We start from the raw sequence: 25053 nt of genomic DNA, 5'->3' as shown, positions 1-25053 counted from the left end.
CAGCGGCACCTCGTGATCAGATGCCCCACGGTGACAGAGGGCAGCCATGAGCTGGTGGGAGATCATCGCCATATTCGTCGGCATCCCCGTCGCCGTCTGCGTGGGTGTCGGGACACTGGTGTTCTGGTTGACCGAGAACCGGGTGCCCGACGGACTCGCCGCTGCCCGCGAGCAGGACTCATCCTGCGCGACAGCGGCAGCCCAGAACGAACCCGGGGATCAGCCTGAAGCCACGCCCCAAGATCGGTCTGCAGATCCGCCCGCCGAGCATGGCCCCATCGTCGATCCCGAGGGCGATGGAGAGTGCGGCGGGATGTACGGCGACACGCACTGAGACACCAGTCGACCCGCGGTCCTCGCCCGCAGCCATCAACTGATGCGCGCAGCTACCAGGTCACTTCGTCGCAGTTGGCGGTGCGCTTCTCCTCGACCTGCAAGGTGGCGTGCTCGATGAGGTAGTCATTCCGCAGGATCGTCTGTGCGGCCACCAATGCGGGTTGCCCTTGAGCGTTGTCGTGGAGGACCAGATGGGCGGTGGCAACATTCATCCCCGAGGTGAGGGTCCAGGCGTGCAGGTCGTGCACGTCCTTCACCCCGGGCACCGAGGCCAAGGAGTCCGCGACCGCGTCGATGTCCAGGCCAGCGGGCGCGTGCTGCCCGAGCACCGCGAGGACCTGGCGGCCGAGCATGACCGCGCGCACCGCCACGAAGGCGCCGATCGCGAACGCGACAGCGGTGTCCCAGTACCCCTCGCCGGTGGCGGCGACGAGACCGGCTGCGGCAAGAACCCCGATGCTGCCGGCGGTGTCGGCGACGACCTCCAGGTAGGCGCCCTTGACGTTGAGCGAGTCCTTCGCTCCGGCGCGCAGCAGGACCAGTGCGGCCAGGTTCACCAGGAGGCCGAGAAGGCCGACGATTAGCATGGCGCCGGTGTCAACCTCGGGGTTGGTGCCCAGGCGACCAATCGCCTCGATGACGACGTAGGCGGCGACGCCGAGCATCAGCAGAACGGCGAGCCCGGAGGCGAAAACCTCGGCTCGGTAGGAGCCGTAGGTGCGGCGGCCGGTGTCGTCGGTGCGGGTGGCGATCTTGGTCGCCACGAGCGCGGCCCCCAGGGCGACGACGTCGGCGGCCATATGGCCAGCGTCGGAGATCAGCGCGAGGGAGCCGCTGATGATGCCCGCGACAAGCTCGACGACGAAGAACATTGCGATGAGTCCGAAGGAGACCGCTAGCCGCCACCGGTACCGCGCGCCCGCGTGTCCCGTGAGCTGGCCCCCATGCTGAGGTCCATGCCCATGCCCATGCCCGTGACCGACACCCATCCCGATGTGCCCTCCTAGTCGACCGCTGTCTACGATGGAGCATAGTAGTTGTCCGTGAACGGCTGGAGATTCCCCTTGACCGTCAAGCCCGTGCACCCGAGCCTTGCCCTGCTAAGTGGCTTGCTGGTTTCGATGGTCGCGTCGGTCCTCGTCTTCGCCATGCCCGCCCCACCCGCAGCGGCCCACACCGACCTGGTCGGCTCGGACCCCGCCGCCGACTCGACGCTGCGCGAGGCCCCGGATCAGGTGACGCTGCGGTTCAACGAGCCGATGGAGCCACGGCTCTCGAAAGTCGCCCTCACCACGCCTGACCAGGACGCGGCGGAGCTGCCCGTGACGGCGGGCTCGGAACCGACCACCCTGGTGGCCGACCTCCCCGGCGAAGGCATGACTGGCGGCGCCTGGGAGGTCGCCTACCGGGTCACGTCCGCCGACGGGCACCCCGTCCAAGGGACGCTGTCGTTCACCGTGCGCCCTCGCGCGAACGCGGCCACCGAGGACCCCGAGGACCCCGAGGACACAGAGGGCAACGCATCAAGCGACGACCCCGCCGATGCCCGAGGGTCGGAGGAGAACGCGTCCTCTGAGCCAGCCGATGGTGCGGCATCAGGGGGTGGCGACCAGACCAGCGACGCGCGAGAGGGCGATGGCGCGGGATCGTGGCGACTTGTGGCGCCCGTGCTCCTTGGCGGCTTTCTGCTCCTGCTCGCCGCACTGCTCTTGGTGACCCGGTTCACCCGGGTGACACCCGTCGAGTCGATCGACGGCACGCCTGCCGAGACCACCACCGGAAGGGCTGACGCAGAAGCCGGCCACGGGGTGGCCGACACGCGGACGGACGCCGAAACAGTCGAGGCCAACTCCGAGACAGACGTATCAGAGCCCGATCAGCCAGACCCCGACGATGCCCAGCCGAACCGCGCCTGATGACCACGCGGTCACCGGCTCCCCGGTGATCGGCAGCGGTACTAGGCGCGCCGCCGGCCTGCTGCTGCTCACGGCTCTCGCGCCGGGTGTCGCGCTGGGGCTGCTGTTCCTCTCCGACGGCCTGGCGGCCACCAGCCTGCCGGGGCTGCCGGACTCGGGGTCCCTCACACGGTGGAGCCTGCCAGTAGTGCAGGCGGTACGGGATGCCAGCGCGACGGTCGCGGTCGGGGTCGTGGTGCTCGCGGCCACCTGCCTGCCCACCGCCCCCGGACCCAGCGCCGGGTCCGGCGGTGGGTCGCGCCGCGTGTCGTCGACGCAGCGGCTGCTGCTCAAGGTCGGTGCCGTGACCGCGATGGCATGGGCATGGAGCACCCTGGCGATGCTCATCTTCGTCTACGCCGACGCCTCCGGTGAGCCCGTAGGCGGCGAGGGGTTCTGGTCCCAGGCGTGGTACTTCGCCACCAGCTTCGACCCTGGCCGCTACCTGCTCACCGGCGCCGCTCTGGCGGCGCTGCTCGCCACCGCCTGCCTGATGATTCGACGTCCAGAAGGGATGGGGTTCGCCGCGCTGGTGGCGTTGGCCGGAGTGTGGCCTATGGCACTCGGCGGACATGCGACCGGGTCACTGGATCACAACCGCCTGGTGGAGTTGCAGCTGTTCCACCTGGTCGGCGTGACCGTGTGGACCGGTGGCCTGGTCGGCCTACTGGTGGTGCGCCGGCACCTGGGCGAGAACCTCGGACCCGTCGTACGCCGCTACTCCCGGCTCGCGGGCTGGTGCCTGCTGCTGGTCGCGCTCTCCGGAATCTCCGGTGCCGCCCTGCGCCTACCCGGCGCAGGGGCACTGACCACCAGCTACGGGGCCATGCTCGCCGCCAAGGTCGCGGTACTGAGCGCGGTCGCCGCTCTCGGCTGGTGGCAGCGGACCCGCATCGTCAGGCGCATCGAGTCCGGCGCCTCGAGTGCGTTCGCCCGGCTTGCGTTCTACGAGGTCGTCCTGCTGCTGACCGGCGCCGGTGCCGGGGTCGCGCTGAGCCGCACCAACCCACCGACCCCCGAGACCGACCCGTCCCTCAGCAACGCACAGGCCCTCCTCGGCACCGACCTGCCCCCCGAGCTCGGCATCGGTGAGTGGTTCACCCAATGGAAGCCCGACCTGATCTGGCTCACGGTCGCCCTGGCCATGACCGCCTGGTACCTGAGTGCGGTGCTCCGGCTCCGGGCACGGGGTGACGGATGGCCACTGCTGCGCACCATCGCTTGGCTGCTCGGCTGGCTGCTCGTCGTGTGGGCCACCAGCGGCTCCCCGGGGGTCTACGGACGGGTGCTGTTCAGCATGCACATGGTCCAGCACATGACCATCGCGACCGCCGCACCCACGTTCCTGGTCCTCGGCGCACCGATCACACTCGCGCTACGGGCACTGCCCCGCCGTACCGACGGCTCCCTAGGCCCCAGAGAGTGGCTCCAGGAGGCACTTCGATCGTTCCTGACCCACCTCCTGACCCTCCCGGTAGTGACGGCCGGGATGTTTGTAGTGAGCCTGGCCGTCTTCTACTACAGCGGCCTGTTCGAACTGTCGCTGGAGTCTCACACCATGCACGTGGCCATGGTGGCCCACTTCCTCCTTACCGGCTTCCTACTGGCGAACTGCCTGGTCGGCATCGACCCGGGAATCCACCGACCTATGTTCCCGCTCCGTGTGGTGCTGCTAATGGTGACGTTCGGCTTTCATGCACTCTTCTCGGTCTCGCTCATGTCCTCGGACCAAGTGCTCGCGCCGGACTGGTTCTCAGCTCTCCAGCGGCCCTGGGGAGCCTCCCTACTCGACGATCAGCAATTCGGCGCATCACTGGGATGGGCGTTGGGTGACTACCCGCTCGCGATCCTCGCCGGAGCCCTCATCGTCCGATGGGTCGCCTCCGACCGGCGCGAGCGACGTCGGTTCGACCGCTCCGAGGCCCGCACCGGAGGGCAGGTACTCGCCGACTACAACGCCTACCTCAGCCGCCTTGGGAAGCTCGACGGATCGCTCGAACCGAGTCGGGACCCTGCCCCTCCCCCGGCGCCGGAGTCCACGGGCGAACGCCAGGAGTAGCCCCACCACCGCGACCGCGGGAATGGCCGCCGACCGCATCGACTGGGAACGCACCGCTGGGGTCACCCGGTCGGCGAGCTCAACCTCGGCAACGAGCGTCGCGGTCTCCTCCCCCGTTGCACGTTGGGTCACTTCGCCGTCGCCGGCGATGACCCCGGAGACACCGTTGGTCGAGGCCACCACGACCGTCCGCCCGAGCTCAACTGCCCGAGCCCGAGTGATCTCGAACTGCTGCTCGGGCTGGATGGTTCCGGTGAAGGTGGCGTTGCTGGTCTGCACCACCGCGATCTGTCCACCGCGAGCGACCTGGCCGGGAAGGACGTCGTCGTAGGCGACGTCGAAGCAGATCGCGTCCGCTACCAGTAGCCCGTACACCGACAGCGGTCCCTCGCCTTGGCCGGGAAGCATGTCACGTGGGATGCGGTCGAATCGCGACGACCAGCCACCGATCACCGACCGCCACGGAATGTGCTCCCCGAAGGGCACCGGATGCGTCTTCGTGTACACCCCGCTCCCACCGAGCTTGGGTCCGCGGTCGGGTCGCCAGAGCAGTCCGCGGTTGTAGGCCGTCTCAGCGGTCGGGCCATCGAAGATCCCCCCGACCAGGACGGGAACGCCGATGGCGGCCACGGCCTCCTCGATGGCCGCGCGCGCAACGGGGTCGCGGACCGGATCGACGGCGGTAGCGTTCTCCGGCCACACCACCAACACAAGCGACTCCCTCTGCTTGGAGGTGAGGCTGTCGGCGAGCGCGGCGGTCGCCTCGACGTGGTTGCTGGTGACCGCCCGGTGATGGCCAGCCAGATCCCGGCCATCGCCGGGCACGCCGCCTTGGACCGCGGCCACTGTGGTCGTCGCGGCGGCCGGCACGTGGTAGGGCCAGATCGCCCCCGCGAGAACGGCCGCGCATACGCCCGCCAGCATTCCGGCGGCCGCGGTGCGACGCAGCGATGAAGTGCGGCGCAGGAAGACGCTGCAGGCGTGGGAAAATGTGAAGCCTCCGATTGCGATGAGAAGCCCGGTGCCGGTGATCCCGGTGTAGGGGAGGAGCGGCTGCCACGGGGTGTCGATGGCGGTGAATCCGAGCCGGCCCCACGGCATACCTCCCAGCGGCCAGCCGCTGCGCAACGACTCGACACCGATCCACACCGCACCGGCCCACACCGGCCCGGCCGGGAGCGACGCCACCGCACGCACCCCGACGCTGGCCACGGCGACACTCACCGCCAGGGCGCCGGCAAGGCCCAGCCAGGCCGCCCAGCCGATCGAGTCCTCCAACCACCACAACAGCACGAGCATGAAGGCCAGACCGAAGCACAGCCCCGAGAAGGCCGCGAACCTCAGCGGCGCGCGGGCCACGCTGGCCCACAGCAGCGCCATCGCGACCGGTGCGAGCCAGCCTGCGCCCACCGGCTCAAAGCACAGCGCAGCCACCAGACCTCCCCCGGCGGCACCGACCGCGTTGACGAGGCCGCCACGTCGACCGATCGGGCTGCACCCGCCGAGCTCGCCGCTGAGGCTGTATCGGTCTCCAGCAGGCCCGGTGCGGGTCGCGGCGCGAGGGGCCCCGGTCCGACCGGAAGGTGCGGGAGAGTTGGAGGACATGGGACCCTGAGGACGGAACTGGAGCCAGAAGAGCAGCAATGAGACGCGCGACGAACCAACCGATCTACGATGCAGCATAGTAGGCCGTTGATGAGTGCGGAGGTGCGGAGGTCGGATGAAGCAGATGGGACAACTCGAAGCGGCTGTCATGCATCGACTATGGGACTGGGATCGCCCAGCCTCGGTGCGCGAGGTCGTCGACGATCTCCAGCGGGAGCGCAAGATCGCCTACACCACGGTGATGACCGTGCTCGACAACCTGCACCGCAAGGGGCTCGTACACCGGCAGAAGCAAGGCCGTGCCTATGTCTATACCGCGGTCATGTCCCAGGAGGACCACACCGCGAGCATGCTCGAAGACGTCCTCGCCCAGACCGCCGACCGTGGCGCCGCGCTGCTCAACTTCGTCGAGCAGCTCTCCTCAGAAGAACAGGTCCAAGTTCGCACCGCCCTAGCGAAGTTCAGAAAGCGCGGCAATCAGTCACGTGATCCAGGCGAGAAGGAGTGAGCGTGTGCTTGCCCCCGCCGTCCTCCTCGTCTTCGTCGCATTGGCCGCTGCCCTGGGCCCGCGGCTCCTTCTCGGCGCGGCCTGGGTGCAGCGAGCTCCCGGCTGGGGCATTCTGGCCTGGCAGGCACTGACGATCTCGGTCGTCGCCGCGATCGCGCTCGTCGGCCTCACCCTCGCCGCACCGCTCACACCCCTCGCCGAGGTCATCGCCCGGCTATGCCGCACCACCCCGGCCGAGGTCATCGAGCACTACCAGACCCCAGCGGGCACCTGGGTCGCCTACCTCGCCGCTCTGGCCGCGGCGGGGCTCGCCATCCGGATGCTTTGGCTGACCACCTCGACCGTGGTCAACGCCGCCCGCGGCCGCCACACCCAGCTGACCCTGCTGCGCGTACTCGGCACCGAGCACCCCGACGGGTTCGTGATCGTCAAGCATCCCAAGCCACTGGTCTACTGCCTCCCAGGACTGCGCAAGCGAGTCGTGGTCACCAGCGCCGCCCTCGAGGTGCTGGACCCGCACGAGCTGGAACTCGTGCTCGCCCACGAGCGATCCCACCTACGGTCACGTCACGACCTGGCCCTCGCGCTCGCCGACGTACTGCGCCGCGCGCTAGGCCCTGTGGCGGTCTTCCGAGTGGCACACGAGCAGGTGTCCACCTTGATCGAAATGCAGGCCGACGACGCCGCCCACGACCGCCATGGGCTCGCCCGGGCCCTGGTGACACTCGGCTCCGGCCTTGCCGCAGGGGTGCCCGAGCCCGGACTCGGCGCCGGCAACGTGGCCGCCGTGGCCCGGGTGGAGCGGCTCGCGGCCGCCGCGGGACCGTGGAAGCCGTGGAAGCGCCGCCAAAGCCTCGCGGTCGCCCTGGTCACGGCCATCCTGCTGGCGACGCCGGTCGCGTTGGCGATGTCCCCGATAGTCGAGATGATCATCACCGGCTGCACCACCATCCTCGGTTGAGCCCCCAGCCGACTGGTCGCTCCGTCCGTGGCTGGGCGCGCGTCGTTGGCTCTCAGCCGACATTCGGCCAGGGGTTGCGCCGACAGCCGTCCAGCCCGTAGGTCTGTTGCTGCATCACCGGCGCCCGCTCGCCCGGTCCGGGACAGTCGGCGTGGGCGTACCCGATGGCGTGCCCGACCTCGTGATTGACCAGGTACGTGCGGTACATCGGCACCGCATCCTGGTAGTCGTCCGTGCCGAAGGCCCACCGCCGGGCGTTGAGCACGACCAGGTCCCCGTTGCGGCAGGAGACCTCGCCGTTCGTCCTCAGCGGCGCACAGAGCACATCCGTGGTTTCCGGTGTGGCGATCAGCATCCGCAGCTCACCAGCCTCGGCGACCTGGTGGAACGTGCGGCCGGCCACCGTCGCCCAGCCCCGGTCATCGTCCAGGATGCGGTCGATCGTGCGCGCGGTCCCCGTCGGGGCGAACGGGAGACCTTCCTCGATCTCCACCGTGTAGGTCAGCTCCCCGGCCCCGGCAGCGTGGTCGGCGCTGTTGCCTGGGGGCGCGGTCACGACGAACTTGCCGGACCCGCCAGCCGGGATCCTCACCCCCGCCTGCCCCATCGCGTCACGTGTCGACCGCGATCCGGCTGGCGCGCGCCCGGTGCGGTCCCGCTCGGCTCTGTCCCTCGCCCGCATCTTCGGTCTCGACGCGGGCGGCCCAGGCGTCGGAGCCGGTTGCGCGGCTGGCTCGTCGAGCATGGGCGGCGCCTCCGGGGGAGGCGTCCTCGCCGCCGTGGACTGCGGCCGTCCGAGCCCGCCACTGACCGCCGCAGTTGTACCACCCAGCACCATCGCCACCAGCGCGGAGACGACGATTGCACGTCGAGCCGACCCGGCACGGCGGTGCCTGCCCGACCGATGCCTGCCGGACCGGCTGCTGTCGACTCGATACCTGTTGGATCGGGCACCGCCGGGCCGGCGACCCGCGGCGGCTCTAGTCCTGCGCATCCGTCTCGGCCAACACGGGCTCGATCAAGGCACGCAGCGTGCTCGCAGTCACCGGCCCCACGACACGGGCCGCGACCCGGCCTTCGGGGTCGACGACCAGCGTGGTCGGCACCGCCGCGGCGGCCAGGGCTCCCTGGAAGGCGAGCATCGCCTCGCTCGAGTCCGAGGAAACGATGCTGTCGTAGGGCACGCCGTGATCGCGCTCGAAAGCACGTGCCGCCGCGTCGTTGTCGCGCACGTTGATGCCAACGAACTGCACCTGGCCGGTGAACTCCTCCGCGACCTCGACCAACTCGGGTGCCTCGGTCACGCAGGGCACGCACCACGAACCCCACACGTTGTAGACCGCGACCTGGCCGGCTAGATCGCCGGAATCGAACCGATCCCCGCTGAGCATCCGTGCCTGGAACGGCTCGCCCTCGATCCGGTCGTCAGGCTCGAACTCCTCGACCACCGACCCGTCGGCGGACCGCGCCCGCGGGTCACCACCGTCTGAACGGCTAGCGACCAGCCACGCCACCAGACCGATCACGGCGAGGACGACCAGGACGGACAGGATCCGCGTCCCCGGGGTCCGAGACGGGGACGGCCTACCAGATGAACCGGGTGCACCGGCCGGACCAAGTGTGCTGGGTCTGCTGACCATTGCCTCGCCTTCCATCCCTTCCTCCCCCTTCTGCCAACCGGGGCCGATCCCGCGGTATTCGATCCGTTCTGCGCTCGTATCAGTCGTGGGTGTACTAGATGGGGGGTTGCCAGCCGGCTATCAGGGCCTGCATCGCGGCCATCCACTCCGACCACACCCCGGTCAACTGGAGGACCCCCAAGACGATCAGAAACCCGCCGCCGGCACGCGCGATCGCCCTGACGTGGAGCCGGGCCCACGCCAACCGCCGCATCGCTCCACTGACCGAGAACGCCGCCAGCAGGAAGGGCAGACCCAACCCGAGGCTGTAGGCGAACGCCAGGACCGCGCCACGACCCGCCGTAGCAGAGCTCGTCGCCAACGTGAGCACCGCAGCCAACGCGGGGCCGATGCAGGGAGTCCACCCCACCCCGAACACAACACCCAGCAGCGGCGCGCCGGCCAGCCCGACCCGCGGCCGGTAACGCAGCCGCACCGTTCGCCCCAGGAGCGGAACCCGGGCGCCCGCGAGCGCGAACACCAGCCCGAACAGCACCGTCAGCGCCCCCGAGAACCGGATGATGTCCTCCTGGTGGCGCACCAGCTGGGAACCCAAAGCACCGAACAACGCGCCGTAACTGGTGAATACGGCCGCGAACCCGAGCACGAACAACCCCGCACCCGCGATCGTGCGACCGCGTGCCGTCGGCGCATGACCTTGGAGCTCGCGCGCGACCGTCGACTCCTGGCCCGACACCCCGGCCACATAGGACAGGTAGCCCGGCAACAGCGGCAGCGAGCAAGGGGAGAAGAAGGACACCACCCCAGCGGCGACGGCGACCACGGCCGCCAACAGGAGGGAGCCGGAGAGAACGGTGTCCTGCAGCCCGTTCACGCGACCACCCCCACCCCGACGACGTTCATGCTGGTCATGTCGCGCTCAGACCAGGGTCGACCAGTAGTACCAGAACCGGTCTGCGATCAGGCCCAGCGCGACCACGACCGCCGTCGTCAGCACCACCAGGTGCCACTGCGCAGCCACCCGCACCACCCGGCTCCCGCCGACCTTCGCGCCGAACATCCCGGTGGTGGCGTTGCGAAGCGTGACGTAGCCGAACAGCGGCAGCATCACCGTCCACACGACCATGCAGTAAGGGCACAAGGCGCCGATCCGGTACAGGCTCTGGAAGATCAGCCATCCCACGAACACCAACCCGAAGGTGACACCGGCCTGCAGCCCCAGCCAGTACCAGCGGGCCAGCCGGGCGCCCGCCAGCAGCGCGGCGCCCGTGGCGGCAACCACCGGGAACGCCGCCACCCCGAGCAACGGATTCGGGAACCCGAAAGCCTCGGCCTGCGCTGTTTGCATCACCGACCCGCAGCTGAGCACCGGGTTCAGGCTGCACGAGGGCGTGTAGCTCGGGTCGGTCAGTAGCGCGATCTTTTCCACCGCCAGCACGAACGCCGCCGTGAAACCGACGACGCCCCCCACGAGCATCAGCCACGCCAGAGCACGATCCGACACGGGACGAGCCCCGAGCGACCGCCCCCTCGCCGTGTCATCCGTCGGCTGGCCAGTCGTCTGGTTGGTGTCCCGGTCAATCTGTGTCTCGGCGACGACTGCGCTGCGGTCGGTGACTGCCGGGTCGGTGACCGCTGCGTCCGGCATGGTCTTCCCCGATGCTGGTCTCACGCGCCCCTCACTCTTACTCACTGGTTGAGGGCGTCGTCGATCGCGGTGTTGAAGTCCTCGGCCGAGGTCGGCTCGAACAGCTCGCCATTGAGGTAGAACGTCGGGGTCCCCTGGACTCCGAGGTCGGTGCCGTCGGCGACGTCGCGCTGAACCCGGTCGGCCACCTCGTCAGAGGCGTAGTCGGCGTCGTACTGGTCCATGTCCAGGCCGATCTCGACGGCGTACTCGCGAAAGAGGTCGTCCAAGGGCTCCTGCTGCTCACCCCAGGAAGATTGGGTCTCGAACATCCGCTGGTACATCTCCTCGAACTTGCCCTGTCTCGCCGCCGACTCCACCGCGCGGGCGGCGCGCTCGGAGTTGAAGTGCCCGGGCAGTGGGAAGTAGCGAGCCACGAACGTCACCTCGCCGGCGTACTCCTCGCGGAGGTCCTCGATGATCGGATAGGCGGCCCCGCAGGCTTCGCACTCGAAGTCCAGGAACTCCACGAGCACCACATCACTGGAGCCCTCCTCACCCATGATGCGGCTGTCCTCGCGCACCAGCCGCGGATCAGCAGCACCACCGGGGGCGTCCGAGCCGGGCTCGGCCGCATCGTCACGACCGGCCCAGAACAGCAGGCCACCGATCGCGATCACGAACGCCCCGGCAATCAGCAGGGCCACTCTCACCTGGGTACTCACGCGCACGTCCTCGACTCGACACCAACTACTATGCTGCATCGTAGTGGATGGGTAGGTGGCCGCGCCGCCTCGGCCTGGTGCACGACAAGAGACAACAGTGATGGAACCGGCGATGGAGCGGGCAATGGAGCCAGACAACTCACCCATGATCAGGGCCTGGGACGGCGAAGTCGGGCAACGCTGGGTCACCGAGCAAGCCCGTTACGAGCGCATGCATGCACCCTTCGGCAGCACCCTCCTCGCCGCCGCTCAACTGCGCCCCGGTATGCGCGTCCTCGACGCCGGCTGTGGCATGGGTGATCGCACCATCGACGCCGCCACCACGGTCGGACCACATGGCAAGGTCGTCGGTGTCGACGTCGCCAGCCCTATGCTGCAGGTCGCCCAACACAGGGCCATCGAACTCGGCCTCGACAACGCACGCTTCATCCGCGCCGACGTCCAGACCACCGAGGACCTCGGCTTCGAGGAGTTCGACCTCGCACTCAGCCAGTTCGGTGTGATGTTCTTCGCCGACCCCGACGCTGCTTTCGCCAACCTGTGCACCGCGCTCCACCCGGGCGGTCGGCTGGTGTTCACCTGCTGGCAGGACCTAACCCATCAGCAGCACCTGATGGTCCCTTTGACTGCGGCACTCGAGCACGTGCCGACACCCGAGTTCACCGCCGACAGCTGGTCCTACTCCGCCTTCTCGCTGGCCGACCCCACCCGCACCCAGGCGCTGCTGGCCAAGGCCGGATTCACCGACGTCGAAATCCAGCCGACCGTGGCGCCGATGTACCAAGGCGCGGACCTGAGCGACGCCCTGCGGTTCCTGCGACAAAGTGAGCTCGGCGACGCTGTGTTCGGCGATGCCGGCCCGGCCGCCACCGCCCAGGGTTGGGAGGCGGTCGGCACCGCCCTTGCCCCGTACGTGCGCGAGGACGGCGTGTTCCTCGACGGCGCCGCTTGGCTGGTCACCGCGACCCGAACCTGACCGAACCCGGCCCTCCCCAAGCACGCTCACCGTCGAACGCGTCCAGTGCGCGCCCCGTTCGAGAGGCACTGTCCTATGCGGCATAGTAGATCCGCGCCGCCGTCTCCCACACTGACGCCGTGGGGCCCGGAGGCGACGTCACGACCGGTCCCCCGGCCACCCAGAAGGAGACTCCATGCGTAGAGCGCGCCTGCTCGCCGTCGCCCTGACCACTGTGCTTGCTCTCAGCGGCTGCTCCGGCGGCGACGATGAATCAACCGAGGACGCGACGGAGGCCACCGCGACGGCCCCCGACGACTCCGGCAGTACGCCTCCCGAGGAGTCGCCCTCAACCTCGCCCACCCAGTCGGCGTCACCAACTGAGGAGTCGCCGGCCGGGCCGAGCATCGAGGTGCGCATCGAGGGCGACAAGGTCGCCCCCAACGCGGAGGAACTCTCAATCGCCGTCAACGAGACGCTGGTGTGGAACATCACCTCCGACCGCGCCGGCGAGTTGCACGTGCACTCCAAGCCCGAGCAATACGTCGAGTTCGGCGAAGGTGAGACGCGCGCTGAGATGACCGTCGAGACCCCCGGAAGTGTCGAGGTCGAGGACCACGAGACCAGCGCGGTCGTCGCGATCCTGGAAGTTCGTTGACCAACATCTCCGCCCACGGGCTGGGCGGCGCAGATGACCTGCCGATCCCGGCCAATCTCGCGATCGCCGGCGGCACCGCGGCGCTAACGATCTCCTTCGCCATCTTGCTCCTGGCCTGGCGCAAAGCACGGTTCGACACACCCAGCCACGAGCTGCTGGTCCCGCCACCGATCGCCCGGGTCCTCGACGGTCCGGCATTGAAGATCGCGCTGCGAGCCCTCGGTCTGCTCTTCCTCGGGTTCATGCTCTGGCCCGCCGTCCTCGGTCCCAACGACCTGACCAACCCTGTCTTCGGCGTCGCCTACGCCTGGCTCTGGGTCGGCCTCGTGCCCGTGTCCCTGCTGTTCGGGTCCGCCTATCGCGCCGTCAACCCCGTCCGCACTCTCCTAGAGCTCCTCGACAAAGCCGTCGGCCGCACTCACGGCGACAGACACAGTGACGGAAAGAGTGAGGGCCTCCGGCCCTACCCGCCGTGGCTCGGATACTGGCCCGCCAGCCTCGGGCTCTTCGCGTTCGTCTGGCTTGAACTCGTCTCCCCCGACGGAACCGACCTCGACTTCGTCCGCCTCTGGTTCGCCCTCTACGCCGCAGCCATGCTCGTCGGATGGGCCGTCTTCGGCACCACCTGGATCTCCCGTGCCGACCCCTTCGAGGTGTACTCCACCCTCGTCGGACACCTCTCACCATGGAACAGGAACACCGCTGGGAGGCTCGTCCTCGTCAGCCCATTGCGCAACCTCGCCCGCATCACCCCCGAACCCGGGCTGGTCGCCGTGGTCGCCGTACTGCTCGGCAGCACCGCCTACGACAGCTGGAGCAACTCGGCCACCTGGATCCGGTTCGTCCAGTCCAACACCATCGACCTCACCCGCCTCGGCACCGGCCTGATGCTGCTGATCATCCTGGTCGTCGGCATCACCTTCACCGCAGCCTCCATGGCCACCAGCGTCGACCCACAGGGAACCCCGCGCCGTGAACTGCCCCGACGGCTGGCCCACTCGATCGTGCCGATCATCGTCGGGTACATGATCGCTCACTACCTCTCCTTCCTCGTCGAGTACGGCCAGCAGACGCTGGTCCTGATCAGCGATCCCGGCGGCACCGGGGCAAACCTGTTCGGCACTGCAGACCTCGAGATCAACTACTGGCTCTCCCAGAACCCCTCGGCCCTGGCCACCATCAAGGTCCTCGCCATCGTCACCGGCCACGTCCTCGGCGTCATCGCCGCACACGACCGGTCCCTGACCCTGCTCGCGCGCCGCCACCTCATCATTGGCCAGCTCGCACTGCTGTTCGCGATGGTCGGCTACACCTTCATGGGCCTCTACCTGCTCTTCGGCGCATGACAGGCCTATGACAGACCCACAGATCAGGACAGCACGGACCCGGGCCGTCCCGCCGGGCCACGTGAGCGCGGTGTGCACGGTCCGCGTCGACCCAAAACGGTGGGCCATGGTCATGCTCGTGCCGCTGGCCGCCGCGTGGGCGTGCGTGCTCAGCTCGCCGGCCGCTGCCGACAACGCCTTGCCCTCCAGCACAGTTGTCGATCGACACCAAGCCGCCGCCCACAGCCCTTACACAGGAACGCCTACGCCGGGGGGCGAACCCACCAACCACAGGTCCCCCCTCGAGGATGATGACGCGGGACCACCGTCACGAGACGAGCCGCGCGAGAGCGGAGAATCTGGAGGGTCAACGACCTCGACGGTCGTCATCGGTCTCCTCACCGCGCTGTTGACGCTCGGATTCGTCGGGTGGCTGTCGCGAGCCCGACGCAACGCCTCCCACACCGGGTGACCCGGGCCCCCGATGAGACGCCGACCGGTCGCCGCAGCCGCGGGCTCGGCGGCGTCCTCGTCGCCGGCATAGCCGTCGCCGTTCTCACTCAACCGACGAGGGTGGCGTGGTCCCCGCGGCCGGGTTTGCCCGACCCCGGGGCCCCGCGTGGTCGAGCTGGTCATCATGGGGATGGCGACGGGCCTGGGTGTCGCACTAGCCGCACGCCGCCACCTCAACCCGATGAAGGAAGGGATCAGACCGTGGCGCAACCGCACCAATTCCGCGCCCCGAAGCAGCCGCATGACCAGCGCTTTGTGGTCCGATTGCAAGCGAGGGCAGAGCGGACCAGGAAGAGACGGCTGCTCAGTCGTCGTCGAGATGGCCGCGCCTGGCCACGTGCCGTTCGAACGGCCAGGTGAAGGCGGGGGGAATGCTCACCAGCAGGCCCATCAGGAGCAGCCGCCAGGACCATCCGAACCTGCGGGCAGCCACGATGGTCGCCACGACGTACGCAATGAACGCCACGCCATGCAGCGGGCCGAACACCCGCACCCCGAGATCGTTGTCGGCGAGCACGTACTTGAACGCCATCCCGATCAGCAGCCCAATCCAGGTCGCCGCCTCGACGCGCGCCGCAACCTGGAACGCCGGCCCCATCCACGTGCGACGGATGCCGGCTTCTACGGTCTGGCCGGGGTCGGCCGCACTCAGGGTGTCCTCGGATCCAGAAGATCTGGGCATTTTGCATCTCCCTCCTTACCACTTCTACTATTTCGTATAGTAGAAGTTGGGTTGCGAGACCACGCGACCAGGGTCCCTGAGCGAGGAGTCATGCCACGTGCTAGCAGGTCCACAGCACAGGGCAGCAACGCGTGCACCCAGGCCCACCACAACCCGCGGACGACGACGAGCGGACACGCCCCCCCGATCACGCAACACAGACACCGTAGGTCGACACCGCGCCGCATCCGGCCCCAGCCACCATCCGGGCCGGCGCCTCGCCCTCTCCGCCGCCCTGACGCTGGCTGGGATGACCGCCCCCACCGCGTGGGCCGCCGACCTGATCGGCCCCAGCGCTCCAGCACCAGCATCCACCGCCAGCGACGCGCCGCCACCGTCTGAGGCTGAGCTCCGAGCCGGAGACGCCATCCGCCGCGCCGTCGGCGCGCGCAGCAATATCCAGAAGAAGCACCGTCGCGCCAACCGGCGGCCACCCGTGAGTCGCGGCGGCTCCATCAGCAGAGCTGCGGCCCGGCCAAAGCTCCCGGGCTGGCTTGCCACCTGCGACACCACCCCCGCCGAGACTAGCGAAGCCAACGGCCTCATCTCCGACAACGACCTCTGCGAACTCCCTACCGGCGGACTTCACCTCCGCGGGGACGCCGCGCAGGCCTGGTGGCGCCTCTCCGAGAGCTACCAACGTGACTTCGGCGAGACGCTCTGCATGACCGACGCCTACCGGAGTCTCGACGCCCAACAACGCCTCAGCGCCGCCAAGCCCGGCCTGGCCGCTCGCCCCGGCACCAGCAATCACGGCTGGGGCTTGGCCATCGATGTGTGCGGCGGCGCCGAGACCTTCGGCACCGCCGAGTACACCTGGCTACTGGCCAACGCCGACGACACTGGATGGACCAACCCAACCTGGGCCCAACAACGCGGCTCCAAACCCGAGCCCTGGCACTGGGAGTATGCCGCGGGCGGCCCGACCCCGCCGTGACATGGCCTGCATGGCGACAACAGGACCCAAGAAGAGGCATCGCAATGAACGATTCTCGCTACGGCAAGACACCGCGGCGACGCATCCTGGCGCTCGGCGTCCCGCTCGCCGTGGCCATGATGACCCTCGGCGGCTATTGGACCCTGCTCGCCTGGGGCGTGGTCGGCAACCAACCAGAGTCCCGGACACTCGGCGCCGTCGGCCCGATCATCGCCGGCTTCGGTGTCGCCCTCGCCTACGTCTGCATCCGCCCGAGGCGCTAACCACCACCGTTCAGGGGTGCTCCTTCGCAGGTGCCCGGACAGAAGCGCGACGAGAGGCAGGCTGTGCACCGCCAGACGAGCGGCTACCGCGAGCGGCTGCGGGTACCCCCGCGCTGGTGGCTTCAGTGGACGCTCATGGTCGTCAGCTTCTGGGTCGCGATGATCGTCGCTGTTCCGGAAGCCCTCGCCTGGGGGATCACGGCGATTCTGATGCTCCTATTGGCGGCCCTGCTCTACTCATACGGATCGGCCAAGATCGTCGTAACCGACGAATGGCTGCACGCGGGGCGAGCCCGAATCCAGCGCCGCTACCTCGGGCCAACCCAGGTGCTCGATGCACCCAACATGCGGTCGATCGCCGGGCCCGAAGCCAATGCCCGCGCCTACCTCCTGTTGCGCCCCTACATCCGGACGGGGGTCCGGATTCCCATCGAGGACCCCAACGATCCCACCCCGTACTGGCTGGTCAGCTCCCGCCGGCCCGCACTGCTCGCGGAAGCACTGAACACAGACGCCAGCGACACCATTGACTCTGATCGACCCTGAGGATCGGCCCCCGGCCCACCGCTTCTTGGCCGCCAGTGCCCTAACGCTGGGAGTAGCGGGCCGTCAAGAGAGCGGGTAAATGCAGAGGCCATTTCGGTCCCGTGAGCCAAAACCGATCTAGACCAGGTGCCGCAGCCCAGCCCAGCAGCGGGGGCAACGAGGCAGTCGGGGTTCCCCGCGGACTGCTCACGGAAGTTCAACGGCACGATCGTCACGATCCAGAACCCCAGGAGCCCGACGGCCACCGCGCGGCCCATGGAGATGACTGTCGAAAATGCCGCGAAGCTATCGGGAGGACGAGCGGGGATCGTTGCCCAGGCGGCGGGTTCGCGGCTTGGCGGAACTCTAGACGTCAGCCCGGCCCCTGTCGGCCTGTAGGCCGATGGCCGGGATGAATCGGCCGACGTTGGCCAGGTATTGGCGGTAGCGGTTGCCGTGGTGGCGTCGCAGGTAGGGCTCTTCGACGACACGGACCTGGAGCTCGGTGGCGATAAGGAGCAGCATCCAGCCGGCGACAGCGATGAAGTTGGGGACGACGACGGCGATCCCGGCGCCAGTGACGAGCATGGCGGTGAAGATCGGATTGCGGACCAGCCCGAACGGACCCTTGGTGACCAGGTCTGTCTGTTCGGACTCGTCGACGCCGATCCGCCAGCTCTCCCTCATCGCGAGCTGGGTGAGCAAGGTGCCGGCGATGCCCAGCGCAGCGAGTACAACCCCGGTTGCCGCGAGCCAGGCTTGGTCGAGCCCCGGGAGCTCGGGGAGGCCGAGGAGACCCGCGACGGGACCGAGTACGCCGGTGACCAGTGCAGCGGCGAACAACACACCGGCCCACCACTCGGCCGTGCCCGGCGATCCGCTGAGGCCGCGGAACCCGCTGTCACCGGTGCGTCGGATCTGTACCAGGGTGCGGATCCCGAACCCGACCAGGCCGTAGAGAGCGAACAGGGTCAGGGCAAGCCACTCCATGACGCTCACCGGCCCTCGTCGTGCGCGCAGCAGCCATCAGCACAACCCTCGCCGACGGTCTCCTGTGACGTGGCATCGCGGAGCGGGGTTGGACCGCAGGCACAGCCTTCACCCCGCCAGGCCTCGAGACCCTCGCGGACGGCGACGGCGGCGATCACCAGCCCGGCGATCGGGTCGGCCCACGACCATCCGAGGGTGGCGTTGAGGACCAGGCCGGCCAGGAGCACGGCGGACAGGTAGGTGCACAGCAGGGTCTGGGTGGAGTCGGCGACCACTGCGCTCGAGCCCAGGCTCTTTCCGGTGCGCCGCTGCGCCCAGGAAAGGAACGGCATGATCACCAGCGAGGTCGCGGCCAGCCCTATGCCTACCGGGGAGGCGTCCGGTTCGTGCCCGCTCACCAGGGCGCGCACCGACTCGACGGTCACGTAGGCGGCGAGCGCGAAGAACGACAACGCCATCAGCCGCAGCGCGCGACGCTCGCGGGACTGCGGGAGCGGGTGCCGGAACTGCCACAGAATGATCAGTCCGCTACTGACCTCGACGATGGAGTCCAGCCCGAATCCGACCAGCGCGATCGACCCGGCTACCAGGCCGGCGGTGATCGCGATGACGGCCTCGATCAGGTTGTAGGAGACTGAGGCGGCCGCGAGCAGCTGAGCGCGGCGGCCGAGCTGGCGCCGCCGGGCGGGGTCCTCGACGTACGTCGCGGCGTGGACGTGGCTGCTCACTGCGCGATCCCTTCGCCGTAGGTGGGGCACAACACGACCGCGTCGCCTGTGGCCGCGAGGAGCTCCTCGGCGGCGGCGAACACCTTCAGCACCGCGCCGGGGTGGGTCAGCGAGAACATCGACGCACGACCGGCCGGCCGGGACTCCACCAGCCCGCAGTCGCGCAGGCACGCCAGGTGTTTGGAGACCGTGGACTGCGCCAACCCGAGGTGGGAGGTTAGTTCGGCTACGTTGTGCTCGCCGAGCAGCAAGTGTCGCAGGATCGCTACCCGCGAGGGGTCACTCATCCCCCGGAACAGGCACGCTGCGGCCCGGGCAGCGGAGGTCTCTTCGACGCCAGCCAAGAGCTGTGCATTGGCCGCCCGCAGATTCATCGTCATGCAGCGATATTAGCGTCGCCTGGTCCAAGCATGTCAAGCGCCGGCGCGGTGCAACTTCGGACGCAGAGACGTGGCAGGCGCGCCACTACCCAGACGCGAAGACGGCGACGGAATCGATGTCAAATCCGACGGAAATGTCTAGCGACGCGGTATCAGTGCGACTCCCGTCTGCGTGAATCGCCCCGGGTTTCGTGGAGGCCTGGTCGCGGTTGTGCGAGGGTTCCTTGAAGAAGCCCGCAGGACTCGCTGCCTACCCATTCCGGGGGTTCACGCCCGCTTTCACACGACGGAAACGCATCCAGGCCGCCCGAGTCCTTCGGTGCGCTCAGCATCGACCGGGCCCGGCCGTGATGTCTGGCTCGCTGGTGAACCCGTGGCGTCGACGCGTACCGAGTCCGACGTGTTGGCCGCACTGTCTGAGCCGCCGAGGATCGTTCTCACCCGGCGCCAGCTCATCAACCACGTCTGGGGACCCGCGTGGCTGGGCGATGGGGCCTGCTCGACGTTCGCATCGGGCGTCTACCACAAGGACCGCACGGGCTTCGCGAAAGCGCTCAAACCTATCTACCCCGCCCCGGACGGGGCCGCCGCGCAACCCGAGTCCGACACCTTCCGTGACTCGGTCTGGGACACGAAGTACCCCCACGCGGTCGGGACCCGGCAAGCCGCGTGGGAAAGGATCATCCCGCACCTGGCGTTCCCGCGCGGGCTCCGCGGGGACTCGACAGCCGGCGCCTGGGATTGACCCTCCCACCACTGCGCGTCGGCCGCCGAGGCGCCCACGTGCCAGATGCAGGTCAGACCGAGAAGACCCTCCAGAGCACGCCGGCTCCGATGCCGAGCGCGAGACTGAGACCCGCGGTCACCACCGCCGTCGTCGCCGACCAGGCCGCAGGGATGAACGCTCCTGGCAGGGTTCGCGCGGGGGGTTCCCCTCGGCCGTAGACGGGTGCAATCCACCGAAGGTAGTAGAAGAGACTGACCACGGTGTTGACGAACACCAGCACCGCCAGCCAGGCAAGCCCGCCGTCCCAAGCGGCGGCGGTGGTGGTGAGCTTCCCGGCGAAGACGACGGTCGGCGGGGTGCCGACGAGGCCGAGCAGCGCCACCACGAGGGATGCGCCAAGCCACGGCCGGGCTCGGCCCATGCCGCGGTAGGAGTCCAGGTCGCGCCGGTCAGGAAGGGCAGTCGTCACCGCGAATGCCGCGAGGTTAGTGACGGTGTAGCCGGCGAGGTAGAGCAGCAGGGCGGGCAGGGCGAGGTCGCTGCGCCCGGCGACCGCGACCGGCACGAGCAGGTAGCCGACCTGGCTGACCGTGGACCAGCCGAGCAGGCGCCGGGGATCGGTCTGCCAGTAGGCGGCGAGGTTGCCGAGCGTCATGCTGGCGACCGCGAGGACGGCGACCAGCAGCGGCCAGGCGAGGGTGTCGGGGAGCATGGCGATGAGCCGGTAGGCCGCGATCATCGCGCCGATCTTGGGCACGGTGGTGAGGAAGGCCGCCACCGCCCCGCCCGCACCCTCGGCGGCATCGGGGACCCAGAAGTGCCCCGGGACGCCGCCGGCCTTGAACATCAGTCCACCCAGCACCGCCACGACGCCCGCCGCGACCACGCCCTGCGGCGCCTCAGCAAGTCGGTCGGTGAGGTCTGCGTACGACGTGGTCGCGGAGACTCCGTAGAGCAGCGTGACCCCGAGCAGCAGGAGGATGCCGAACAGAGCACCCAACAGGTAGGTCTTCATCGCGGCCTCGGCTCCGCGGGGCGTGCGCGCGATGCCGATCAAGCCGTAGAGCGGGATGCTCGCGAGCAGGAACCCGACCACTACGACGAGCAGGTCGTCGGCGCCGGCGAGGACGAGCGTGCCGGTCGTCGAGAACAAGAAGAGTGCGTAGGTCTCGCTCTCCCGCGGCGAGCCGGCGATCTCGTCCGAGGCCAGCGCGAGGACGATCAACGTGCCGAGGGCGGCGACGATCCGCGCCACTCCGGTGGCGGTGTCGACGGTGAAGGTGCCCTCCATCGCCGGCTGGGCCGAGCCGGGGAGGTCGACCGCGGCCAGGATGGCGGCGGCGACCAGCGCGACCGCGGCGATGACGCGGGTGACCCACTGGCGGGTCCGCGGGAGGAAGGACCCGCTGACCAGGACCGTGAGCCCGCCGAGGAACAGCACGATCTCCGGCAGCAGCAGGAGTGGCCGCATGGCCATCTCGGAGCCCACGGGCCTACCTTCCGACGAGCTCGACGGCGACCTCGGCCGCGGGCTCGATCACGGCGAGCAGTGGTCGGGGGAACACTCCGATGAGCAGGGAGAGCACCAGCAGCGGGCCGACCGACCAGACCTCGGCGGCGCGAAGGTCGGTGAATCCGACCGAGCGGCCGCGGGTCTCGCCGGTGAAGATCCGCTGCAGCGCGCGGAGGAACAGCGCCGCGGTGAGGAGGATACCCACGAGCGCGACGGCCGTGACGGGGGCGGCGGCGATGCTGCCGGTGAAGATCTGGAACTCCGCGATGAAGCCGGACAGCCCGGGAAGGCCCAGAGAGGCGAAGGCACCGACGGCGAAGAACGCGGCGAACCGCGGCGCCGGTCCGGCCAGGCCGCCGTAGGAGTCCATGTCATAGGTCGCTGCCCGGTCCTGGAGGACCCCGGCGAGGAGGAACAGCGCACCGGTGATCAGGCCGTGGCTGACCATCTGCGTGACGGCACCGGTGACCGCGACGGACCGGGCCTGCGCGGTGTCGTCGGCGACGAGCCCTGCGGCGCCGACGGCGAGGACGATGTAGCCCATGTGGTTCACCGACGTGTAGGCGACCATCCGCTTGAAGTTCGTCTGGGCCAGGGCCACCAGGGCGCCGTACACGACGGAGACGATGCCGACGACGATGATCACCCACGCCCAGTCCCGCCACGCCTCGGGCAGCATCGGCATCGCGATCCGCACGAACCCGTAGGTGCCCATCTTCAGCAGCACGCCCGCCAGGACCGCCGAGCCGATCGCCGGCGCGTCCGTGTGGGCCGGCGGCAGCCAGGTGTGGAACGGCACGGTCGGGGTCTTCACCGCCAGTCCGATCAGGATCGCGGCCAGCACCAGCCCACCGGCCAGCGACGACCCGGCGAACGGGGTCTGCTCGGCCAGCTCGACCATGTCGAAGGTGTGCGGGTCGGCGGCGATGTAGAGGCCGATGAAACCGACGAGCAGAGCCAGGGAGCCCAGAAACGTGTAGAGGAAGAACTTCATCGCCGACCGGGCGGCGTTGCCATGCCCCCAGCCGGCGATCACGAAGTACATGCCGACGATCGAGAGGTCGAAGAAGACGAAGAAGAGGATCAGGTCGGCGGCGACGAACAAGCCCATGCTGACGCTCTGCAGGAAGAGGAACAGCGCAGCCTGGAGACGCGGCCGGTCGGTCTCGCGCAGCGCAAAGATCGCGCAGGCGAGGAAGATCACCGCGGTCATCGCGATCAGCGGCAGGGACAACCCGTCGACGCCGAGGTGGTAGCTGCTGTTCACGCCGGGGATCCACTCGGCCTGCTCCTCAAAGGCGAGTCGTCCGGCCGTGGGCGTCTCGTAGCGCAGCCACGCCGCGACGACGAGGGCGAGGTCGGCGGCTGCGACCGCGACCCATGCCCACCGTGCGGCCGTGTCGCCGAGCCGCGGAAGCGCGAGCAGGGCCAGAGCGGCAGCCAGGGGCAGGAAGACGATCAGACTGAGCACGTTCACCTCACCGTGACAAGGAGCAGGACGCCGATCGCGAGCACCGCGACGGCCTGGATGTAGTACTGGTGCAGCTGGCCGGTCTGCGGACGACGTGCGAGGCGGCCGAGGCGGCGCAGCTGCGCAGCGAGCCCCTCGACCGCCCCATCGAACCACCGGTCGTCGTCCCGTGCCGCGCGAGCCGCGGTCCACAGCGACGCCCGGGACGTTGTCTCGACCGCACCGTCCAGCACCCGGTCGTCGAAGGTCGCTGCCCGCCGCGCCAGACCGAGCGCGGCCGCGGCGGACCCGGCCACGCCCCGGTCCAGGACGCGGTCGTCGAAGCGCGCCAGCGCCTCTGCCAGCGCGAGGGTCGGGCGTACGACGAGGGCCTGTGTGGCGCCCCCGAGACCCAGCCAGGCCAGGGCCCATCCCGGTTCCGGCACCGGACGCCACCACACGAGCGCCAGCACCCCCAGTGCGATCACGACCGACGCGGCCATCTCCGCCCATGTCGGGTGGAGCGGCTCCTCGCCGAGAGCGCGGGCGATCGTGTCGCCGAACGGCGGCAGCGCGAGCACTCCGAGGACCACTGCGCCGAGCGCGAGTGCGATCAGCGGCATCTGCTCCAGCATGCCGACGTGGCGGGTGCCCGGCTCCTCCTCGTCGAGATGCGCCTCGACCTCGGCGTGGTTTTGTTCGGACAGCTGTCGCCACAGGATCACCAAGATCTTGCCGGCGTACGCCGCCGAGAGCGCGGCCGCGGCGAGGCCGGCGGCGTAGATCCACGGTGACTCCGCCAGCGCCGCGGCGAGGATCGCGTCCTTGGTCGCCCACAGCGCCAGCGGGGCGACGCCCGCGAGGGACAGCGCACCGGCGGTGGCGGCCCAGCCGACCAGCCGCCACCGCCGAGCCACGCCACGCAGGCCAACGAGCTGCTTGGTGCCGAGCGCGGTGAGCCAGGCCCCGGCGGCGAGGAAGAGCAGCGCCTTGGTCGAGGCGTGTGCCACGAGGTGTGCCGCTCCCCCGCTCACCGAGGCCAGCCCGGCGCCCATCACCACGAATCCGAGCTGGGCGGACGTGGAGGCGGCGAGCAGTTGTTTGAGGTCCTGCTGCGCCACGGCGACGGCGCCGAGCAGCAGCGCGGTGAGTGCGCCGACCCAGGCAGCAGCCGGCGCGGTCCAGCCGGTTGAGGCCAACAGCGGCTCGGTGCGCAGCAGCAGGTAGCCACCCATGGCGACCATGGCCGCGGAGTGCAACAATGCACTGACCGGGCTCGGACCCTCCATCGCGCGCGACAGCCAGAACGAGAACGGCAGCTGGGCCGCCTTGCCGAGTGCTGCGACCAGGACACCCGCCGCGACGACGTGGCGCCACCCCTCGCTGGCTGCGGGCAGGTCGCCCAGTGACAGGCCGGCTCCACCGGCGAGCGCTGCTCCGGCCGCGACGTACAGCCCAACGTCCGCCGTGCGCGTGGTCACGAACGCCGTGGTGCCGGCGGACACCCGGTGGTCGTCGCGCCACCAGAACCCGATCAGCGCGAAGGACGTCGCGCCCATCACCTCCCAGGCGAACAGCAGCGCGGGCAGCGTCTCGGCAGTCGCCGTCAGGAGCGCGGCGGAGGCGAAGAGCAGCATGAGCCCGTGGAACCGGGCCTGTGACTCCCGGATCTCGCCGGCCGAGAACACGAGCACGAGCAGGCTCACGACCGCCACGGTCGGTGCGACCAAGGCCGACAGCGCATCCACCCCGAGGGCGAGATCGCTGCCGGCCATGAACGGGACCGACACCCTCGGCCGTTCGAGGGCGACCACCACCGACAGTGCGGCTGTGGTGAAGGCCGTGGCCAGCGACACGGCGGCCGCCGCCCGCTCGAGGCGGGAGAGGGCGAGCCCTCCGCCCACCACGGCGGGCAGGAGCACGAGCAACCAGAGTGCGGTCTCGGACATGGA

The 25053-nt window shown here is 69.5% G+C and carries 25 protein-coding genes and 1 pseudogene; 12 read left to right on the top strand and 14 right to left on the bottom strand.

What is annotated here, in order from left to right:
* Nucleotides 1-46: 46 nt before the first annotated feature.
* The gene (locus D6B71_RS12455; RefSeq protein ID WP_121255481.1) at nucleotides 47-334 is read left to right on the top strand and encodes a hypothetical protein; all 288 of its coding nucleotides are present in this window, start codon (nucleotides 47-49) and stop codon (nucleotides 332-334) included.
* A gap of 52 nt (nucleotides 335-386) precedes the next feature.
* On the opposite strand, the gene D6B71_RS12450 is transcribed toward D6B71_RS12455, so the two are convergent.
* Nucleotides 387-1325 (bottom strand): cation diffusion facilitator family transporter, encoded by a 939-nt coding sequence (locus tag D6B71_RS12450; protein ID WP_121255479.1) that lies wholly within the window; start codon nucleotides 1323-1325, stop codon nucleotides 387-389.
* 75 nt (nucleotides 1326-1400) lie between these two features.
* Between D6B71_RS12450 and D6B71_RS12445 the strand changes: the two genes are divergently transcribed.
* Both D6B71_RS12445 and D6B71_RS12440 read left to right on the top strand, forming a co-directional pair.
* Entirely contained in the window at nucleotides 1401-2252 is an 852-nt protein-coding gene (locus tag D6B71_RS12445) for a copper resistance CopC family protein (protein ID WP_126688260.1), read from the top strand.
* Nucleotides 2230-4350, top strand: coding sequence for a bifunctional copper resistance protein CopD/cytochrome c oxidase assembly protein (locus tag D6B71_RS12440; protein WP_121255475.1), 2121 nt, complete (start codon nucleotides 2230-2232; stop codon nucleotides 4348-4350). The genes D6B71_RS12445 and D6B71_RS12440 overlap by 23 nt, the downstream gene beginning before the upstream one ends.
* 81 nt (nucleotides 4351-4431) lie before the next feature.
* Here D6B71_RS12440 and lnt read toward each other — a convergent pair.
* Nucleotides 4432-5955 (bottom strand): annotated as a pseudogene (gene lnt / locus D6B71_RS23485) (apolipoprotein N-acyltransferase); the annotation flags it as partial.
* Nucleotides 5956-6070: 115 nt separating this feature from the next.
* Between lnt and D6B71_RS12430 the strand changes: the two are divergent.
* Together D6B71_RS12430 and D6B71_RS12425 are read left to right on the top strand one after the other, a co-directional pair.
* Nucleotides 6071-6463, top strand: a complete 393-nt coding sequence (locus D6B71_RS12430) for a BlaI/MecI/CopY family transcriptional regulator (RefSeq protein WP_121255471.1) — start codon at nucleotides 6071-6073, stop codon at nucleotides 6461-6463.
* Nucleotides 6464-6467: 4 nt separating this feature from the next.
* Nucleotides 6468-7424: a M56 family metallopeptidase gene (locus tag D6B71_RS12425; RefSeq protein ID WP_121255469.1), complete on the top strand. Its 957-nt coding sequence runs from the start codon at nucleotides 6468-6470 to the stop codon at nucleotides 7422-7424.
* Between the two features lie 52 nt (nucleotides 7425-7476).
* On the opposite strand, the gene D6B71_RS12420 is transcribed toward D6B71_RS12425, so the two are convergent.
* From D6B71_RS12420 to D6B71_RS12400, 5 genes are all read right to left on the bottom strand, one after another.
* Entirely contained in the window at nucleotides 7477-8031 is a 555-nt protein-coding gene (locus D6B71_RS12420; RefSeq protein WP_240641367.1) for a DUF3152 domain-containing protein, read from the bottom strand.
* Between the two features lie 373 nt (nucleotides 8032-8404).
* Entirely contained in the window at nucleotides 8405-8872 is a 468-nt protein-coding gene (locus D6B71_RS12415) for a TlpA family protein disulfide reductase (RefSeq protein ID WP_158282889.1), read from the bottom strand.
* Between the two features lie 286 nt (nucleotides 8873-9158).
* On the bottom strand, nucleotides 9159-9938 hold the full coding sequence (locus tag D6B71_RS12410; RefSeq protein ID WP_206051713.1) for a cytochrome c biogenesis CcdA family protein: 780 nt from the start codon (nucleotides 9936-9938) through the stop codon (nucleotides 9159-9161).
* Between the two features lie 45 nt (nucleotides 9939-9983).
* Nucleotides 9984-10712: a vitamin K epoxide reductase family protein gene (locus tag D6B71_RS12405; RefSeq protein ID WP_109691810.1), complete on the bottom strand. Its 729-nt coding sequence runs from the start codon at nucleotides 10710-10712 to the stop codon at nucleotides 9984-9986.
* A 41-nt stretch (nucleotides 10713-10753) separates the two neighbouring features.
* Complete coding sequence (locus D6B71_RS12400; RefSeq protein ID WP_240641364.1) at nucleotides 10754-11416, bottom strand: DsbA family protein; 663 nt, start codon at nucleotides 11414-11416, stop codon at nucleotides 10754-10756.
* Between the two features lie 55 nt (nucleotides 11417-11471).
* Between D6B71_RS12400 and D6B71_RS12395 the strand changes: the two genes are divergently transcribed.
* From D6B71_RS12395 to D6B71_RS12385, 3 genes are all read left to right on the top strand, one after another.
* The gene (locus tag D6B71_RS12395) at nucleotides 11472-12392 is read left to right on the top strand and encodes a class I SAM-dependent methyltransferase (RefSeq protein WP_126688259.1); all 921 of its coding nucleotides are present in this window, start codon (nucleotides 11472-11474) and stop codon (nucleotides 12390-12392) included.
* A gap of 175 nt (nucleotides 12393-12567) precedes the next feature.
* Nucleotides 12568-13029: a hypothetical protein gene (locus D6B71_RS12390; protein ID WP_121255464.1), complete on the top strand. Its 462-nt coding sequence runs from the start codon at nucleotides 12568-12570 to the stop codon at nucleotides 13027-13029.
* Nucleotides 13026-14375, top strand: coding sequence for a hypothetical protein (locus D6B71_RS12385; RefSeq protein ID WP_121255462.1), 1350 nt, complete (start codon nucleotides 13026-13028; stop codon nucleotides 14373-14375). The genes D6B71_RS12390 and D6B71_RS12385 overlap by 4 nt, the downstream gene beginning before the upstream one ends.
* Before the next feature lie 796 nt (nucleotides 14376-15171).
* Here D6B71_RS12385 and D6B71_RS12380 read toward each other — a convergent pair.
* A complete protein-coding gene (locus D6B71_RS12380) occupies nucleotides 15172-15549 on the bottom strand; it encodes a DUF3817 domain-containing protein (RefSeq protein WP_240641363.1) in 378 nt (125 codons plus the stop codon).
* A gap of 289 nt (nucleotides 15550-15838) precedes the next feature.
* On the opposite strand from D6B71_RS12380, the gene D6B71_RS12375 reads away from it, so the two are divergent.
* The 3 genes from D6B71_RS12375 to D6B71_RS12365 all read left to right on the top strand — a co-directional run bounded on the left by D6B71_RS12375 (nucleotide 15839) and on the right by D6B71_RS12365 (nucleotide 17334).
* Nucleotides 15839-16525: a M15 family metallopeptidase gene (locus tag D6B71_RS12375; RefSeq protein ID WP_121255460.1), complete on the top strand. Its 687-nt coding sequence runs from the start codon at nucleotides 15839-15841 to the stop codon at nucleotides 16523-16525.
* A gap of 44 nt (nucleotides 16526-16569) precedes the next feature.
* A complete protein-coding gene (locus D6B71_RS12370) occupies nucleotides 16570-16788 on the top strand; it encodes a hypothetical protein (RefSeq protein ID WP_121255458.1) in 219 nt (72 codons plus the stop codon).
* Between the two features lie 63 nt (nucleotides 16789-16851).
* A complete protein-coding gene (locus D6B71_RS12365; protein ID WP_121255456.1) occupies nucleotides 16852-17334 on the top strand; it encodes a DUF3093 domain-containing protein in 483 nt (160 codons plus the stop codon).
* A gap of 345 nt (nucleotides 17335-17679) precedes the next feature.
* Here the strand turns inward: D6B71_RS12365 and D6B71_RS12360 are convergent, their stop codons facing one another.
* Genes D6B71_RS12360 through D6B71_RS12350 form a run of 3 tightly spaced genes read right to left on the bottom strand, consistent with a single transcriptional unit; the run spans nucleotide 17680 to nucleotide 19411 of the window.
* Nucleotides 17680-18303, bottom strand: coding sequence for a methyltransferase family protein (locus tag D6B71_RS12360; RefSeq protein ID WP_206051727.1), 624 nt, complete (start codon nucleotides 18301-18303; stop codon nucleotides 17680-17682).
* A gap of 5 nt (nucleotides 18304-18308) precedes the next feature.
* Nucleotides 18309-19031, bottom strand: coding sequence for a cation diffusion facilitator family transporter (locus D6B71_RS12355; RefSeq protein WP_121255452.1), 723 nt, complete (start codon nucleotides 19029-19031; stop codon nucleotides 18309-18311).
* The gene (locus D6B71_RS12350) at nucleotides 19028-19411 is read right to left on the bottom strand and encodes an ArsR/SmtB family transcription factor (protein WP_121255450.1); all 384 of its coding nucleotides are present in this window, start codon (nucleotides 19409-19411) and stop codon (nucleotides 19028-19030) included. Before D6B71_RS12350 ends, D6B71_RS12355 begins: the two co-directional genes overlap by 4 nt.
* Before the next feature lie 172 nt (nucleotides 19412-19583).
* On the opposite strand from D6B71_RS12350, the gene D6B71_RS23870 reads away from it, so the two are divergent.
* Nucleotides 19584-20156: a transposase gene (locus D6B71_RS23870; protein ID WP_338036796.1), complete on the top strand. Its 573-nt coding sequence runs from the start codon at nucleotides 19584-19586 to the stop codon at nucleotides 20154-20156.
* Between the two features lie 52 nt (nucleotides 20157-20208).
* On the opposite strand, the gene D6B71_RS12340 is transcribed toward D6B71_RS23870, so the two are convergent.
* The 3 genes from D6B71_RS12340 to D6B71_RS12330 are packed head-to-tail and all read right to left on the bottom strand — an operon-like array spanning nucleotide 20209 to nucleotide 25050.
* Nucleotides 20209-21627 carry an NADH-quinone oxidoreductase subunit N gene (locus tag D6B71_RS12340; protein WP_206051712.1) on the bottom strand — a complete coding sequence of 473 codons (1419 nt, stop codon included), beginning with the start codon at nucleotides 21625-21627 and terminating at the stop codon, nucleotides 20209-20211.
* Between the two features lie 4 nt (nucleotides 21628-21631).
* Nucleotides 21632-23128, bottom strand: coding sequence for a complex I subunit 4 family protein (locus D6B71_RS12335; RefSeq protein WP_206051711.1), 1497 nt, complete (start codon nucleotides 23126-23128; stop codon nucleotides 21632-21634).
* The gene (locus D6B71_RS12330) at nucleotides 23125-25050 is read right to left on the bottom strand and encodes a proton-conducting transporter transmembrane domain-containing protein (RefSeq protein ID WP_206051710.1); all 1926 of its coding nucleotides are present in this window, start codon (nucleotides 25048-25050) and stop codon (nucleotides 23125-23127) included. The genes D6B71_RS12335 and D6B71_RS12330 overlap by 4 nt, the downstream gene beginning before the upstream one ends.
* Nucleotides 25051-25053: the final 3 nt, after the last annotated feature.

Source organism: Nocardioides ferulae, from assembly GCF_003660455.1.
GTDB lineage: Bacteria > Actinomycetota > Actinomycetes > Propionibacteriales > Nocardioidaceae > Nocardioides > Nocardioides ferulae.
The sequence above is the reverse complement of the archived record's forward strand: the minus strand, read 5'-3'. Positions and strand labels throughout refer to the sequence as shown.

Bases quoted from the DNA above. Each gene is read 5' to 3' on its own strand.
- D6B71_RS12455 (WP_121255481.1), top strand. From the start codon at position 47: ATGAGCTGGTGGGAGATCATCGCCATATTCGTCGGCATCCCCGTCGCC.
- D6B71_RS12450 (WP_121255479.1), bottom strand. From the start codon at position 1,325: ATGGGTGTCGGTCACGGGCATGGGCATGGGCATGGACCTCAGCATGGG.
- D6B71_RS12440 (WP_121255475.1), top strand. From the start codon at position 2,230: ATGCCCAGCCGAACCGCGCCTGATGACCACGCGGTCACCGGCTCCCCG.
- D6B71_RS12430 (WP_121255471.1), top strand. From the start codon at position 6,071: ATGAAGCAGATGGGACAACTCGAAGCGGCTGTCATGCATCGACTATGG.
- D6B71_RS12420 (WP_240641367.1), bottom strand. From the start codon at position 8,031: ATGGGGCAGGCGGGGGTGAGGATCCCGGCTGGCGGGTCCGGCAAGTTC.
- D6B71_RS12405 (WP_109691810.1), bottom strand. From the start codon at position 10,712: ATGCCGGACGCAGCGGTCACCGACCCGGCAGTCACCGACCGCAGCGCA.
- D6B71_RS12390 (WP_121255464.1), top strand. From the start codon at position 12,568: ATGCGTAGAGCGCGCCTGCTCGCCGTCGCCCTGACCACTGTGCTTGCT.
- D6B71_RS12380 (WP_240641363.1), bottom strand. From the start codon at position 15,549: ATGCCCAGATCTTCTGGATCCGAGGACACCCTGAGTGCGGCCGACCCC.
- D6B71_RS12375 (WP_121255460.1), top strand. From the start codon at position 15,839: ATGACCGCCCCCACCGCGTGGGCCGCCGACCTGATCGGCCCCAGCGCT.
- D6B71_RS12370 (WP_121255458.1), top strand. From the start codon at position 16,570: ATGAACGATTCTCGCTACGGCAAGACACCGCGGCGACGCATCCTGGCG.
- D6B71_RS12360 (WP_206051727.1), bottom strand. From the start codon at position 18,303: ATGGAGTGGCTTGCCCTGACCCTGTTCGCTCTCTACGGCCTGGTCGGG.
- D6B71_RS12350 (WP_121255450.1), bottom strand. From the start codon at position 19,411: ATGACGATGAATCTGCGGGCGGCCAATGCACAGCTCTTGGCTGGCGTC.
- D6B71_RS12330 (WP_206051710.1), bottom strand. From the start codon at position 25,050: ATGTCCGAGACCGCACTCTGGTTGCTCGTGCTCCTGCCCGCCGTGGTG.